General features: G+C 60.4%; 16 protein-coding genes. 7 read left to right on the top strand and 9 right to left on the bottom strand.

Features of this window, described 5'->3' with window-relative positions:
* Positions 1–9: 9 nt before the first annotated feature.
* The gene (locus AS156_RS29280) at positions 10–1,302 is read right to left on the bottom strand and encodes an MFS transporter (protein ID WP_066512038.1); all 1,293 of its coding nucleotides are present in this window, start codon (positions 1,300–1,302) and stop codon (positions 10–12) included.
* Entirely contained in the window at positions 1,302–2,015 is a 714-nt protein-coding gene (locus AS156_RS29275; RefSeq protein ID WP_066512037.1) for a hypothetical protein, read from the bottom strand. Before AS156_RS29275 ends, AS156_RS29280 begins: the two co-directional genes overlap by 1 nt.
* 63 nt (positions 2,016–2,078) lie before the next feature.
* On the opposite strand from AS156_RS29275, the gene AS156_RS29270 reads away from it, so the two are divergent.
* The 4 genes from AS156_RS29270 (at position 2,079) to AS156_RS29255 (ending at position 5,260) form a co-directional block, all read left to right on the top strand.
* The gene (locus AS156_RS29270) at positions 2,079–3,098 is read left to right on the top strand and encodes a GlxA family transcriptional regulator (protein WP_066512035.1); all 1,020 of its coding nucleotides are present in this window, start codon (positions 2,079–2,081) and stop codon (positions 3,096–3,098) included.
* A gap of 163 nt (positions 3,099–3,261) precedes the next feature.
* Positions 3,262–4,395, top strand: a complete 1,134-nt coding sequence (locus AS156_RS29265) for an alpha-hydroxy acid oxidase (protein ID WP_066512034.1) — start codon at positions 3,262–3,264, stop codon at positions 4,393–4,395.
* A gap of 148 nt (positions 4,396–4,543) precedes the next feature.
* Positions 4,544–4,747 (top strand): hypothetical protein, encoded by a 204-nt coding sequence (locus tag AS156_RS29260; RefSeq protein ID WP_066512032.1) that lies wholly within the window; start codon positions 4,544–4,546, stop codon positions 4,745–4,747.
* Positions 4,748–4,906: 159 nt separating this feature from the next.
* Positions 4,907–5,260 (top strand): phasin, encoded by a 354-nt coding sequence (locus AS156_RS29255; protein WP_066512356.1) that lies wholly within the window; start codon positions 4,907–4,909, stop codon positions 5,258–5,260.
* Positions 5,261–5,292: 32 nt separating this feature from the next.
* Here AS156_RS29255 and AS156_RS29250 read toward each other — a convergent pair whose 3' ends face one another.
* On the bottom strand, positions 5,293–5,553 hold the full coding sequence (locus tag AS156_RS29250) for a hypothetical protein (RefSeq protein ID WP_066512031.1): 261 nt from the start codon (positions 5,551–5,553) through the stop codon (positions 5,293–5,295).
* A 251-nt stretch (positions 5,554–5,804) separates the two neighbouring features.
* Here AS156_RS29250 and AS156_RS29245 point away from each other — a divergent pair, with 251 nt between their 5' ends.
* Positions 5,805–6,092, top strand: coding sequence for a hypothetical protein (locus tag AS156_RS29245; protein ID WP_136626489.1), 288 nt, complete (start codon positions 5,805–5,807; stop codon positions 6,090–6,092).
* Between the two features lie 157 nt (positions 6,093–6,249).
* On the opposite strand, the gene AS156_RS29240 is transcribed toward AS156_RS29245, so the two are convergent.
* The gene (locus AS156_RS29240) at positions 6,250–6,435 is read right to left on the bottom strand and encodes a hypothetical protein (RefSeq protein ID WP_066512021.1); all 186 of its coding nucleotides are present in this window, start codon (positions 6,433–6,435) and stop codon (positions 6,250–6,252) included.
* A 1,501-nt stretch (positions 6,436–7,936) separates the two neighbouring features.
* A complete protein-coding gene (locus tag AS156_RS29235) occupies positions 7,937–8,227 on the bottom strand; it encodes a hypothetical protein (RefSeq protein ID WP_066512020.1) in 291 nt (96 codons plus the stop codon).
* Positions 8,228–8,744: 517 nt separating this feature from the next.
* On the opposite strand from AS156_RS29235, the gene AS156_RS29230 reads away from it, so the two are divergent.
* Both AS156_RS29230 and AS156_RS45670 read left to right on the top strand, forming a co-directional pair.
* Positions 8,745–9,842: an alpha/beta hydrolase gene (locus tag AS156_RS29230; RefSeq protein WP_066512018.1), complete on the top strand. Its 1,098-nt coding sequence runs from the start codon at positions 8,745–8,747 to the stop codon at positions 9,840–9,842.
* A gap of 380 nt (positions 9,843–10,222) precedes the next feature.
* Positions 10,223–10,591 (top strand): P27 family phage terminase small subunit, encoded by a 369-nt coding sequence (locus AS156_RS45670; protein WP_283807949.1) that lies wholly within the window; start codon positions 10,223–10,225, stop codon positions 10,589–10,591.
* Between the two features lie 90 nt (positions 10,592–10,681).
* Here the strand turns inward: AS156_RS45670 and AS156_RS29220 are convergent, their stop codons facing one another.
* The 4 genes from AS156_RS29220 to AS156_RS45075 all read right to left on the bottom strand — a co-directional run.
* Positions 10,682–10,873, bottom strand: a complete 192-nt coding sequence (locus AS156_RS29220; protein ID WP_066512006.1) for a hypothetical protein — start codon at positions 10,871–10,873, stop codon at positions 10,682–10,684.
* Between the two features lie 5 nt (positions 10,874–10,878).
* Entirely contained in the window at positions 10,879–11,427 is a 549-nt protein-coding gene (locus tag AS156_RS29215) for a hypothetical protein (RefSeq protein ID WP_066512003.1), read from the bottom strand.
* Positions 11,424–11,615, bottom strand: a complete 192-nt coding sequence (locus tag AS156_RS29210; RefSeq protein WP_066512002.1) for a hypothetical protein — start codon at positions 11,613–11,615, stop codon at positions 11,424–11,426. Before AS156_RS29210 ends, AS156_RS29215 begins: the two co-directional genes overlap by 4 nt.
* 1,090 nt (positions 11,616–12,705) lie before the next feature.
* Positions 12,706–12,942, bottom strand: a 237-nt coding sequence (locus AS156_RS45075) for a hypothetical protein (protein WP_245313123.1), incomplete at its 5' end; no start/stop codon positions are given.

Here is a 12,942-nt window from a genome sequence, read left to right as displayed (position 1 = left end):
CTAACGAGACTAATGAGCTATCAACTTGCTCCTCATCAGTAGCGGCCCGGCAATACCCGGCAGCGACATGAGGAGCAGAATGGCAATCAAGGTGCCGTAACCGGCGTCGCCAATCGCCGCCTTGTTGTGCACGGCATCGGTTCCCGAGACCTGGCTGGCGGCGAGCATGGCGAACCCGATGATGGGCTGCGACACACCGGCGAAGAGTCCGGCGGCCGTGGTGTTGACGGAGGCACCGACGCCGATCAGGTCGGCTGTGTAGAGTTTCTTGACGCATTTCAGCACCAGCGGAACGGTGCCGCCGGCGACGAGGCCCAGCGCCGTGAACACGACGGTGACGTAGACGAAACCGAATGCGTGTGCGACCGGCGGCAGCAGCAGCGCGATCAGCACCATGCGCAGCACGCAAATGCGGATCAACGCGCGGTCGAGCGTCGCCGCGGCACGATCGGCAGCGTGGCCAAGGAAGATCGAACCAACGGCGTTGCCGATCATGAAGGCGAGCAGGGGCGTGCCGGCGCTGGTCTGGGAGATGTGGAAGAAGTGCGCCACCATCGGAATGCCCCAGACACCGGATAACGTCGTCACGACCGCGAAGTGCGACGCAAATGTCATTGCGCAACCCCAGTTCGCGAGATGCGTCAACGATTGCCGCGCAGCCGTCACAACACCCTTCAGGGTCTTGTTGCTGTGCGAGACCGGATCAGGCTTGAGCGCAAGCTTGGCAAAAGCAAGGTTGGCAAGGCCGATGCAGGCAATAAACAGGAAGCAGGCGCGCCAGCCGAAGCCGGAAACGGCAGCCGCGAGCGGCGTGGTCGCGATCACGCCGCCGACATATCCGGAAACCTGCGAAATCCCCGACATCACGCCGAACCGCTCGTCCGCAAAGCTTTGCGCGACGAGCTTCAGGAGGGCGGTGAAGACCAGTGCATCGCCACAGGCGACGACCAGGCGCGCGGCAAAGACATCGAGCAGGTTCGGCGCCAGCGCGAACGCTGCACTGCCGAGCGAGGATGCGATCATGCTGACCAGCACGACGCGCTTGACGCCGTACCGGTCGACCAGAAGGCCCGCCGGAATTTGCATCAGCGTGTAGCCCCAGAAATAGCTGGAGGCGAGCATTGCAACACCGGCCGCATCGGTGTTGAAGTCGTGCATGAAACTCAGGCTCATCGACTGCGGCGATACGCGCTGCAGGAAGGCGATGGCGTAGGCGATCGCGACAGTCGCCCAGGCCAAATAGGCGCGGTCGGTCAGGCGCGAGGTTGGTGCGAATGCGGTTTGTTGTCCGAGTATCGACATCAGATCCTCGCGTAACCGACAGAGAAAAGGGCATCCGCCGAGTCCGGGATCTTCCGCGACATCGCTGCCTCTACGAGCGATGCGGTGCCGTGATACGTCTGACGGTGATGCTTGATGTGGCCGTAGGCGCCTCGCATGATCATGTCGGGCACCTCGAGCGCTTTGCCCGGATAGAGCGATGCGCACATCTCGACACAGGCCGCCTGCAATGCAGGATCCTGCGCGTCGTCGAGCAGCGACGGTGTCACCCTTGCGCAAATCTTGGCATTGGCGGCCCAAACGATGGGGTTGCGGGTCCGCCAGCCGTAGAGCACGCTGCCTTCAGGTCGTTCAGCGGCCCCCGAACATCGCAGAACTTCGGCAGTGAAGAAGCCGTAGAGGCCGCGGCCCTGGTGAGCCGGCAGTACTTCGGTGCCGCTACGGTAGATCCCAGGTCCGGTCGACAGTTGCAGGACGCGATAGACCGAGAAGGCTACGAGGCCCGAGCTGTCATAGACCAGGATAAGGCTGTACTTGCTGTCGAAGGGTGAGGATGAGGCCGTCCAGTGCGGCTCGCTGGCCTGCCAGTTGACGGCGATGATGCCGTTCATCGCATCCATCAGCGACTGACGGTCGCAGGCCTCGATCCGGGAGGCGTCAGGTAGGCTGTAGACCGCGTAATCCGGCCACGGCGATGTGATCGCCTGATATCGGCTGCCCAGACTTCGCGACATGGCAGAACTCCCGCATTCCATCGCGACCTATACAGGGGAGCCTCGAATGGCTTAAAGGACAATATGCCCTCGAAATCTGCCAAACCGGCCCGGCCCGAGCCACTCGACAAGACGTACACGCGGCGGATCGCGATCGTCGCGTTTCCAGGCGTGACCTTGCTCGACATCTCGGGGCCAGCGCAGGTGTTCGCGGAACTGGAGGCGATCGAATTGCCCGGGCCGGGCTATTCGCTGTCCTACCTTTCGACTTCTGGCGGACTGGTGCCGACTGACGTCGGCATGATGATAGACACCGCACCGATCGATAGTATTGGACCTGGCGAGGTCGACACGCTGGTGATCCCGGGCGGCCCCGGCATCTGGCAGATCCGCAGCGATGCGAAATTGATGGGCTGGATTGCGCAGGCCTTGCCCAAGGCGCGCCGTATCGCGTCGGTTTGCCTCGGAGCGTTCGCACTGGCTTGGACGGGCATCTTGGACGGCAAGCGTGCTGCAACGCACTGGCGCTATTGCCCGCGGCTCCAGGACAGTTTCCCCAAGATCCGGGTCGAGCCGAATGCGATTTTCGTCAAGGACGGGCGGGTCTGGTCGTCGGCCGGTGTCAGCGCCGGCATCGACCTGGCGCTTGCCATGATCGAGGAGGATTTCGGCCATACCACCGCGCTCGATGTCGCGCGCAGGCTTGTGGTCTTCCTGAAACGGCCGGGCGGGCAGAGCCAGTTTTCAACCGTCCTTGCGGCACAGGCATCTGACGTCGAGGGGCGCTTCAGCGCCCTGCATGCGTGGATCATCGAGAACATCACCAGCGACCTGAAGGTCGAGACACTCGCGGAGAAGGCCGGCATGACGCCGCGCACATTCGCAAGGACGTATGTCAACCGCACCGGGATGACCCCCGCGAGTGGCGTTGAGGCGCTTCGCGTGGAGACGGCTCGCTTGCTGCTCGAGAGCCGTCAGATCGGTGGCGTGGTCGAGGTGGCCAAGCGCGCGGGATTTGGCGATGACGAACGGATGCGTCGCGCGTTCCTGCGGCACCTTGGCGTTTCTCCGACCGAGTACCGAAACCGCTTTGCGGGCGGGTAGCCGGCTCATGCGGCCGCGCTCAGGCGGCGGAATATTCTTGTCGAGACGGATCCATCCCGCGAGCGAATAGCTGGGCTTCGCCGGCGGGTTTCTCGGTTCAAGACGGTAGCTTTTCCGGTTTGTCTGCGGCTAATGTGCCGGCCAAATCGGGAGAAGAAACACCATGAATGACGGGACCCCCATCCAACCTGCGCGCAATGTTGAACTCGGCGCGAGCGGCGAGGAATATCAGAATCTGCACGAATTCGTGCGGAAGGCCCGTGCCAAGCTGAACCAGAATGCTTGGGACTACATCGTCGGCGCCTCGGAAACCGAGACCACGATGCGCCGCAACAGGATGGCGCTGGACGAGATCGCGTTCCGGCCGCGCGTGTTGCGCAATGTCGTGAATGTCGATGCTTCCACCGAAGTGTTCGGGCGTAAGCTCCGGCTTCCCGTCATGATCGCTCCGGTCGGCGCGCTCGAGATCTTCGATCCCGACGCAGGCGCGGCTGTCGCGCGCGGCGCGGGGAGCTTCGGCGCGGCACATATGCTGAGCTCGGTGTCGGAACCGGGGCTGGAAAATACCGCCAAGGCGGCGCCGGATGCGTTGCGCATCTATCAGCTCTACGTGCGCGGCGACGATGCGTTCGTCGAGGACGTCGTCAGCCGGACCATCGCCAACGGCTATGCCGCGTTCTGCCTCACAGTCGACACCGCCCACTACAGCCGTCGCGAGCGCGACATCGCCAAGCGCTACGTCCGCGAAAGCCGCATCCGCGCCACCGGCGGCGATTTCCAGAAAGGCCTGGAATGGCGGACGGTGAAGCTGATCAAGGACAAGTTCAAAATTCCGCTCGTCATCAAGGGAATCGCTACCGCGGAAGATGCGAAGATCGCCGTCGATCACGGCGTCGACTGGATCTATGTGTCGAACCATGGCGGACGGCAGCTCGACCACGGCCGCGGTTCGATGCATGTGTTGCCCGAGATCGTTCAGGCAGTCGGGGGCCGCGCGAAGATCATGGTCGACGGCTCGTTCTACCGCGGCACCGACATCGTGAAGGCGATCATCTCGGGAGCGGATCTCGTCGGCATTGGCCGTCTGCACTGCTGGGCGCTCGCCGCCGCAGGTGAGGCCGGCATCGTGCGCATGCTTGAATTGCTGGAGGACGAGGTGATCCGCTGCCTCGGATTGCTCGGCGTCACCAGTTTTGCCGAGTTGGACAAGTCCTATCTGCATCCGGCAACGCCGACCAATCTGCCGAGCGTGTTCAGCGCATACCCGCTTCTGGACATCGAGCCCTACCGTTACTGAGAACCGCGAGGTCCGCACGAACGAACTTGCAGGCGCGATCGCAGCTCGCGAGAGCCTTGATCGCGCCCGGCCGGACCATTCTGTGATGTCCATGAAGACGCCGCAGCGAAGACAAAGTCTGAGCGAAATGCGGCACTAGGCGGAGCGGATGGCAGATAATCCATTCGCTGAATTTTCCCTCGAGCGAGCTATCGGCTTGCGCTGGACGCTGCGGGATATCCAGGCCGGCCGGCTCAAACTGTCGCCGGTCAGCGACGAGGACCTGCAGCTGCTTACCGAGCTCGGCCTGATCGAATTGCACGATGACGGGCCGGTGCTGACCCCGGCAGGCGCTGCCGTGCTGAGTGACTAAACGGTCCAATCCGGGCGGTAACAGGGTCTGGATAACTCTCCGCTAGGTAACTTTTCCTCAATCCACCGGAACGAGCGATGGCAGCCGGCGGTTGTGATCGGCGCTGACGCGAACGCAATCTATGCTAACGTCGCCGGACGCTTATTTCAGGGGGCGATCATGGTTGAGCCAAAGCTTGAAGTTCCTGCCGAACTTCGCGACCTCGCGGAAAAGACCATCGACCAGGCCGAAAAGGCCTTCGGCTTGTTTTTTGATGCAGCCAGCAAATCGATGGCAGCGATGCCGGGGAGCGGAACGGAAATCTCCAAACAGGCGCTGTCATTCACCGAGCAGAACATGAAGGCGGCGTTCGAGCACGCGCGAAAGCTGGTGCAAGCGACCGATCTGCAGGAGGCGATGCGGATTCAGTCGGAATTTCTGCGCAGCCAATTCACCAACGCCGGCGAACATATGCGGCAGATCACGGGCAGCGTGATGTCTGCCACGAAGGACGCGACCAAAGGCAAGTCTTAGGACCAAGTTCTAGGACGGAATATCCTGCGCTTTCAGCGTCGGCGGGCAACGGCGATGCCGAGCAGGAAGGCTATGAACAGGCTGGCGAGCGGCGCTTCACGCGTGACCGCGCTCACCGTGGCGAGCGCTCCGCCCGGCCGGCGCGAGGCCGCGATTGCGTCGCTGAGCCGATCGACGGCAGCCCGAAGTCCATCCGACACCTCCGTGATCGTGCGCGAAACATCGGTGGCGGTGTCGATCGCGCGCTCGGCGAGACTCGGTTGCAGCGGGGATTCCGGCGTTTCGAAGCTCATGTGATGTGCCGCGGTTTTGCTGGAGGGGCAGAGCCAGCCGTCTATCCGCGCGTGCGCTTGCTTTGAACACCAGGTCGATGACCTATCCGCGACAAGCGCCGTCTTTAACTAGCGTGACGGCCGTGTGCTGGAAATGCCGCAGTTGCGGATTGGTTCCGCAGATTGTCTCGCTTTTTCAATGTGGGGAACCGGAAACTTCCGAGCGGGTCCGGGCTTGTTGCAGCAACGATAACTGCACAATGGGATTCGACATGAGGGACGTTAGCGCGATCGAGGAAAGAAAGCGACACGGCGGCGCGCCACTCGTGGTGGCAGCCGTCATTGCCGCACTCGGCGTGCTGGGCATGCTGGTTGTCGATCACGGGCCGTGGAGCAAGCCGAAGGTGCAGCCGGCCGCGACGGCCAATCACTCAACGACCGGCGAGGCCGCACGCGCCGCCGGCGCAAAGGTGATGCCGACCGAACCAAGCGCGCCGATCGAGCCGGTGCCGCCCGGCCCGAAGCCGGTTCAGCCGGCGAACCCGAACTCGTCTCAATAGAGCCCGCTGCAATATCGAACGTCGATCCCGTTCCAAGCGCGAGTCCGATCCAACGACGGCTCACGCCGGCTACCCCGGATGAGCTGCGGGTCACGAATTGATTCGCCGGGCAAACCAGCGGCACAAGGCCAGCATTCGAAATGTCGAGCTTGCGCAGCTAGCGTACGCTGACTAGCGCTGCCCAGGCCACGGCAAGGCCGGCGCCGACCAGGACCAGATACGGACTCTCGCAGAATAGACCGCCATACTCGCACATGGTGGTGCCGAGCGAGCCGACCTGATGTTGACCTGCCGCGTAGAACAAGCCCGACAAGACCGCGAGCACGGCAGCAACAAAATACATTGACGCCTCCTTGCGATGCGAGAACGGCGCGGGCCGATCGGGTCCAACGCCGCACGGAATTGTCCTGATGGTGGGCCGGATGATGAATCGCTCTTCGGTTTGACACGTCCGGCAACCCACCGGCACAATCCCATCATTGCAACAAGCATAGGGCGGTCGGAAGAAGCCCGCGTTGCGATCTTCCCATTCGCACGAATTTTTCGATGATGGCGGTTTCCCGCCGTCGAAACCAACACGTCGCATTTTACCGATTTCGTTCAACTCGCAAGAAGGGTTTGGTACATCGGGTAACCCTCCCGGGGAGCGCGGAGCAGGTCGGACGTACCCATGCTCGGTATGGGGCGGTCTCGTTCAAATTCTGATAACTAGAATATGCCGCAACACGTCGTCGCTCATTTTGCTTTATGAGTGGACTCCAATAGGTCAATACCGAGCGCGAAGCGCAATTCTGTGCGTAAGACAAACCAAGCCGGTACATCACTCAAATAGATCGCTCGGCGGGTAGCGCTGGACGGTGGCAGTGAGATCAGCGGTCATCCTGATGACAAGTCGTGGCTGGGCTAGTCAGTTGCCCATGCAACGGCTGCTGTGCGCTTTAGCTCGTCACAGGCCTCGGCTTGAGCGCTAAATTGCAGACAGTTGACCCGTCGATAGTAACTTCCACGCTAGGCGGAACTGTGGAAGCATTTGACGGTCAGAGCATTCTGCCAAAGGGGCCAACAGATGCGCGCAGGCATAGCCGGCGGGCGGAATGGCCCGGAAGAACACCAGTGGCACCGATCAGACAGAGGGCGCGCCGGTAAGTGATATCGGACGAGCGGCAAAGCCCACGGCTGTTTGAATCGCCGATGGGCCAATTTTGCGAGACAATTGAATGAAAGAATGAGATCAAACCTCGAGTTTTCGAAAAGCGCTCTGGGCCGATCTGGGCGACCGTTTTGTATGCCGCTCAGATGGTGTCGAAGATCCATGCCAAACCGTAGCGATTGTAATGTCTTATGATCATGCATTTCGAAACTGGGGCCATCGTTGGCGGGTTCGAAAGCGCCCGACTACGGCTGCGCCGCCTGCAGGAGCGATGCATGCGAGGAGCCCATCGCACCATGGATGCAAAGCCAATCCCAGGTCCGCCAGGCACCTAGCTATGTCAGACAGCACCACTCGCGAAGAGTGGAAAAGTTCTTCACTTCGGGTAGTGGAAGCTGCCTCTGCCTCGATCTACGTCACTTTGGTTTCTAGGACTGAGGGATTAAACGAGACACGTCGTCGCCACGCTGCCGACGGCGACGACACGAGACGGCAGATATGGTGAGCAGAGAACGTCCCAGTGAGACGGCGGAAGCGTTCCGACTGTTAAAAGCCTTTCGAATGATCCGTGACGGGCACGTGCGTCGCGGTGTCGTCGAAATGGTCGAAGCCATAGCCGTAAAGGAGCAAACAGAACGCCGCAAAGCCGCGGGTGAAGAGGCTTAGCCTCTTCCGCGGTCCGCTGGATTTCGGATCATTTCGCCAATAAGGCGACCAAATGATCCGTAGCCATTGCACAGCGGGCTTCGTCTATCTGCTTACACGCGCGAATAGCGCTCTGCTTCAGGCTTTCGAGCGTTTGAGCGTCGGCCTGCGTTTTCTCTACCTCTTCAAGTCGCTTATTGAGCGCCGCAAGTTCTGACTGCATTTGCTCGATCCGGGCGCGATGGTCGGTCCCGACAATCATCTCCCCGGCCTTTTGTGCCCGCATAGTCATCCCCCCTAATACGGTTGCGTGCTTGATGAACGCAATTTGTGGCTTCATTCAGGACAAAGTAGCGTCAAAGCCGAGATGAGGTTCGGCAATCGAGGCGGCAAAAATTTCCCACTGCGCGTCGGTTGGACCGGGAGATTGCGTCGGCAATTCGATTCGTCGCGTGCATGACGACGGATATGAACGCATTGATGCGATATCCGATAACCACATCAGCGCCAAGAAGGTCGGGCTTTGGGTTAAAATGCGAAAAACCAAAACGTGAGCAAATCGCTATACCCCCTGTCCGGACCTCAATGAGGCGTGCGGACACTTCGCGGAAGTGCCAACAGCGTCTCGGCGCGAGAAGCTAACCCCAGGGTCCTGAAGTGCGCAAAAGACGTTTACCGAACTGTCGCCATCCACCGAGACGGCTCGAGCAGCGAGACCTGATCATTGATCTGGATCAATCGGACTTGCGCAAAGGTCACTTTGGTGCTGGATGCACCCGCTGGGTGCGCTGAAGTCGAGGCAAGTAAGACGCTATCAGAATACCGGACCGTAGAGTGTACGCTACGAGGAGAGCCGGATGCATTCACCACGCCACACTGCCGCTTCTCTACATGTTGCAACTGTCGTTCTGGTGGCCCTGGCCTGCTGTTCGTGCGCGATCCGTCCCTTACAGGGCGTGCTTGTACCGACCAATGAGACGGTTGAAGCTGTCTCGCGCGTCCCTATTCTTGTCGCAACGACTCGTACGCGATCTAGCAGCGACCCTGGCGAAATGTTCAGCCGAGAGCTGTCCAACGAGATCGCTTTTGGTCAGGTCACCGTTTCTATTCCGCCGGATCATGCGCGAGCGGTCGGCGAAATACAGTGGCCGGTGACTCCCCCCGGGGATCCCCGTCGAGATTTTGTAACGGCATCGGCAGAATATTTGGATCGCGTCGGGTTTGGCGGCGCTATCACCACCGTGGCAAAGGCCGGACATCGCAGCAAGGCGATGGTCTTTGTGCATGGATTCAACAATCGTTTCGACGACGCCATTTACCGGTTCGCCCAGTTCGTGCACGACGGCAGACTTCCTGTTGTTCCGGTCCTTTTTTCCTGGCCATCACAGGGCGTAGCAAGCCTGAGCTCATATGAGTACGACCGCAAGGTCGCGATGCAATCAAGTGCGCCGCTGGCCCAGCTCCTGGATACTGTCAATTCGAATCCTAGCATCAAGGAGATTACCCTTGTCTGCCATTCCATGGGCTGCCTGGTAACTCTTGAAGCACTCCATATGAAAGCATCGCGCGGAGGAACGATGCCGAAGCTGAAGAACGTGGCTCTTGTCGCGCCCGACGTCGAGTTTGATCGGTTCCTGAGTCAGGTCAGAGAGATGGGTGCCCGGCGCCCTCGGATCGGCTTGTTTCTGTCTCAGGATGATATAGCTCTCAAAATATCAAAATCCATTTGGGGAGGGACAACGCGCGTCGGCGACATCAATCCGGAGGAGGAGCCTTACAAGAGCGAGATCGCGCAGCAGAAGATATTGGTGTTCGACCTGACTCATCTAGGAGGAGACGACTCGCACTCCAGAGCCTTCGACGAAGTGAGCACCGTAATGGGCATGTTGGAGCGGAGGCTCGCCCAGGGCCAACAGCTCGGAGACGATACGTCAAGAACGGCCTCGGCAAGATGAAGCGCACTAGGCTGCGTATGCGCACGCGCGCAACACTACGATTGAGGGCGTACCGCTGCTCACGATCCGGCGAAAGGAAAAGCTAGATTGTCCGCTCCGGGTCCAAAACGCGACATGCCCGCAGTGCGCATCCAACGTCCGTTGTAACCTCCATAAGCGGACCTTAGCGCAGGTTGTCTAAAAACCGTGGTAAGCTGTTTCTCTTAGGGCTGGAAAGGAGGCTCCCATGCCCGGGCCGCCACCTGAACATCCACGTCTGCGCCTGCTGCGAGGCAGCCCCGGAAAGCGTCCCGCTCGGTCGCCGCCTGAAGCCAAGCAGGCCGACGCCTGTCCCGCACCGCCGGCACGGCTGAAGGGCTGAAGGGTTACGCACGCGAAGAGTGGGAAGCAGTCGCGCCAGAACTATTCCGGCTGGGCCTGTTGACCGTTCTCGACGTCACCCCGCTTGCGGCCTTATAGCGCGACAATCTGGCGGGAAGCTTCCATCCTGTTTGCTGCGCGGCACGGCCTACTGCAGCGCCGTCGCGCAACAACGCAAGGCCGAGGAGACGATGACCGGCCAGCCGTTGACGATCACCACCGAGCACGGCGAGCGCGTCAATCCGCTGCTCCGGATCGCGAGCCAATCCGCGAACGACGCCTTGAAGTTCGGCAGCCATTTCGGCCTATCGCCGATCTCGCGCCTACGCCTGTCCGGCGTGGAGCCGCCGAAGCCGCCGTCGAAATTTGATGGCCTTATCGGGAGCTGATCGCTGCTGCATTCGTCGCGCGCTATCAAAAAGGCTCCGCCGCGCGCGTCAACAAAACAGGCGCTCGCCTATCAGCCTTGAGTTTGACCTTTAACGCCCGACAATGAGTAGGGTCTTCTCGACAAACCCCGCCAATTCGTCGGAAGAGAGGCGCTTCCCTTGAATGTAGTTGGGGTCGCCATGCATGTATTGGCGGGTATACGTGTTGATGTCATCAATGTCGTCGTATGCTTCTTTAAGGGCCTGCGGGACTTGCTCAACGTCACGATTGCGGCCAAGCATCGCGCCTAGCGTTGACGCCTCTCCATTTCAACGGGAGCAATACGTCGAATGTGGGTCTCTATCACGGGACGGATTTTTTGGATGACGTCGCGCGGCTCACCTTCGCGCTTGGCATGGTAGGCGTTCAACATTCGACGATTTGCGGCATCGTCGGATTCGGTGTCGTTTTCGATATTCCAAGGCGCGATAACGGTGTCGCGCTTTCCTACCGCGACCAGCTCTAACGCCTTTCGATGCTCGGGCGGTAAGGGCAGGTCCCAAATCTCTCGGAGAAAGTGACGGTCGTGCGACATCACTACGGCCTGTTCAACGCCAATCCCACAGCGGCGGATTTCCGTGATTGTGCATGTGCGGCGATAATGATCTTGGCTATTGAAGGGATCATCGAACACGACGATGGTTTCCGCCTTATGTGGGTCCTTCGCAAGTTCAGCCATAAAGAAGGCGAGAGCAAGCGTGCTTTTGTCGCCTGCCGATAGTGTATTCTTAAAGCTCGGCTGATTGATGGGGGTATCAGCGTTTCCCATCTCGACGACGGTTTCATCAATGATCACGCCAAACGTCGAGTTCGGAATCGGCCCGTGTACTCTACCCTCACTTCATCGATGCGAAATCCGGCGCTGAACTTGCGCAAGTTCACATTGATGGATGATTTATAGCGCGTCAGCACTTCCGTACTGTAGGCATCAAGGGCATCTCGTGCTGCAGCCTTGCGCTTGTCGAGCTCGTTCTTCTCGATCATTAGTTTCGAGTACAACGAGCCGCCGCAATTTCCGGCCATGGCGTTTCTTGATTAAGCGTAGGCCAGCAAGTTGCCGTTCCGCTGACTGAGCCTGCGCGGAGCTAGCGTTTTTCTTATGCCGCCAGAACGCTAACAAGTTCCGTGCATCATTCCTCACCGTGGCGTAGACGATGACTGCAAGCCTTGAAGTATGGTCGCGGACGGACAGAAGACAACCTCGTCTCACGCCGCTTGAACCCCAGCACGCTCACACGACAAGAGGCCGTCGAGAGAGCCACGGCGCTGGCGAAGTCTGAGGCGGATAACCGAGCGAAAAATTGAATGCTTTCAAGCGCGATGCTGCCGAATGGTGGGCCCGGCAGAAGTCCCACCCTTCAACAAAATCAATCATTTGATTTTGTCTCGGCGCCACAACGGACCGCAGATGGACCAAAGGTTTTTCTCGAAGTGTCTGGCCAATCCCGGCGATTTTTTTATAGACAACGGGCCGTCGCGCCGTAGCTCAATAGAGCAGCAGATTTCTAATCCGCAGGTTGCGGGTTCGACTCGACCCCTGCCGGGCGCACCAACGGCCTCCCGGTCCTGGGGGCCGACCGGCGCGGGCCCCGCAGAGTGCGAATGCTCTGGGGGATATTTTCTGCAATCAGCCACCAGAGTTCGTTGTCGCTTGCGCGCGCCGGTCAACGGGGTGGGGCGGGAGTAGCCGCAGGTTGCTGGGTCGTAGGTGGTGCCGCAGCAGGTCGCGCCGCGGCAGGGGCGGCGGCAGGTCGCACGCGTGGTTCACAGCGACCGTTCACCATGCGCATTTTTCGAGCGCTGCACTTGCGGACCGCGGCGCGCACCTTGGCATTCGATACGCAGATGCCATCGACCAGTTGACGGCCCAGACCACATCCTTGGCGAACCGGAATGACAGAACTGTTCGACTGCTGTAGTGGGGCGTACGGCATAGTCTGTGCTGGGGACACAACGCACAGCGCGAGCGCAACGACGACGAGCCTGATCATTGCTTCCTCTCCAGTGTCACTGAAAGCTATGTCGATAACTTCACCATCGGCTTCGAGCACCATAGGCCAACGGCGTCGGCCGCTCAGTACCCATAATACCCGCCGGGGCAAACCCAGTTGCCGTAGGCGTCGTAGCCGCAGCCGCCGCGGTAGTAGGCTCCCGCCGCAGCGGCGCCGACCGCAGCCGCGCCCACTGCCGCCGCTCCGGCACCGTAACGGTAGCCGCGATAGCCGTAGCCGTAGCGCCCACCGCGCACAGCGACAGCGCCGCCACGATAGCCGTAGCGCCCGCCGCGCACAGCGACCGCGCCGCCCCGGTA

The sequence above is a fragment of the Bradyrhizobium macuxiense genome, from assembly GCF_001542415.1.
GTDB classification, from domain to species: domain Bacteria; phylum Pseudomonadota; class Alphaproteobacteria; order Rhizobiales; family Xanthobacteraceae; genus Bradyrhizobium; species Bradyrhizobium macuxiense.
This window is presented reverse-complemented; position numbering and strand designations above follow the sequence as displayed.

What these genes read in the sequence shown, in the direction of transcription:
- AS156_RS29280 (WP_066512038.1), bottom strand. Translation starts at nt 1,302, where the DNA reads ATGTCGATACTCGGACAACAAACCGCATTCGCACCAACCTCGCGCCTG.
- AS156_RS29275 (WP_066512037.1), bottom strand. Translation starts at nt 2,015, where the DNA reads ATGTCGCGAAGTCTGGGCAGCCGATATCAGGCGATCACATCGCCGTGG.
- AS156_RS29270 (WP_066512035.1), top strand. Translation starts at nt 2,079, where the DNA reads ATGCCCTCGAAATCTGCCAAACCGGCCCGGCCCGAGCCACTCGACAAG.
- AS156_RS29265 (WP_066512034.1), top strand. Translation starts at nt 3,262, where the DNA reads ATGAATGACGGGACCCCCATCCAACCTGCGCGCAATGTTGAACTCGGC.
- AS156_RS29260 (WP_066512032.1), top strand. Translation starts at nt 4,544, where the DNA reads ATGGCAGATAATCCATTCGCTGAATTTTCCCTCGAGCGAGCTATCGGC.
- AS156_RS29255 (WP_066512356.1), top strand. Translation starts at nt 4,907, where the DNA reads ATGGTTGAGCCAAAGCTTGAAGTTCCTGCCGAACTTCGCGACCTCGCG.
- AS156_RS29250 (WP_066512031.1), bottom strand. Translation starts at nt 5,553, where the DNA reads ATGAGCTTCGAAACGCCGGAATCCCCGCTGCAACCGAGTCTCGCCGAG.
- AS156_RS29245 (WP_136626489.1), top strand. Translation starts at nt 5,805, where the DNA reads ATGAGGGACGTTAGCGCGATCGAGGAAAGAAAGCGACACGGCGGCGCG.
- AS156_RS29240 (WP_066512021.1), bottom strand. Translation starts at nt 6,435, where the DNA reads ATGTATTTTGTTGCTGCCGTGCTCGCGGTCTTGTCGGGCTTGTTCTAC.
- AS156_RS29235 (WP_066512020.1), bottom strand. Translation starts at nt 8,227, where the DNA reads ATGAAGCCACAAATTGCGTTCATCAAGCACGCAACCGTATTAGGGGGG.
- AS156_RS29230 (WP_066512018.1), top strand. Translation starts at nt 8,745, where the DNA reads ATGCATTCACCACGCCACACTGCCGCTTCTCTACATGTTGCAACTGTC.
- AS156_RS29220 (WP_066512006.1), bottom strand. Translation starts at nt 10,873, where the DNA reads ATGCTTGGCCGCAATCGTGACGTTGAGCAAGTCCCGCAGGCCCTTAAA.
- AS156_RS29210 (WP_066512002.1), bottom strand. Translation starts at nt 11,615, where the DNA reads ATGATCGAGAAGAACGAGCTCGACAAGCGCAAGGCTGCAGCACGAGAT.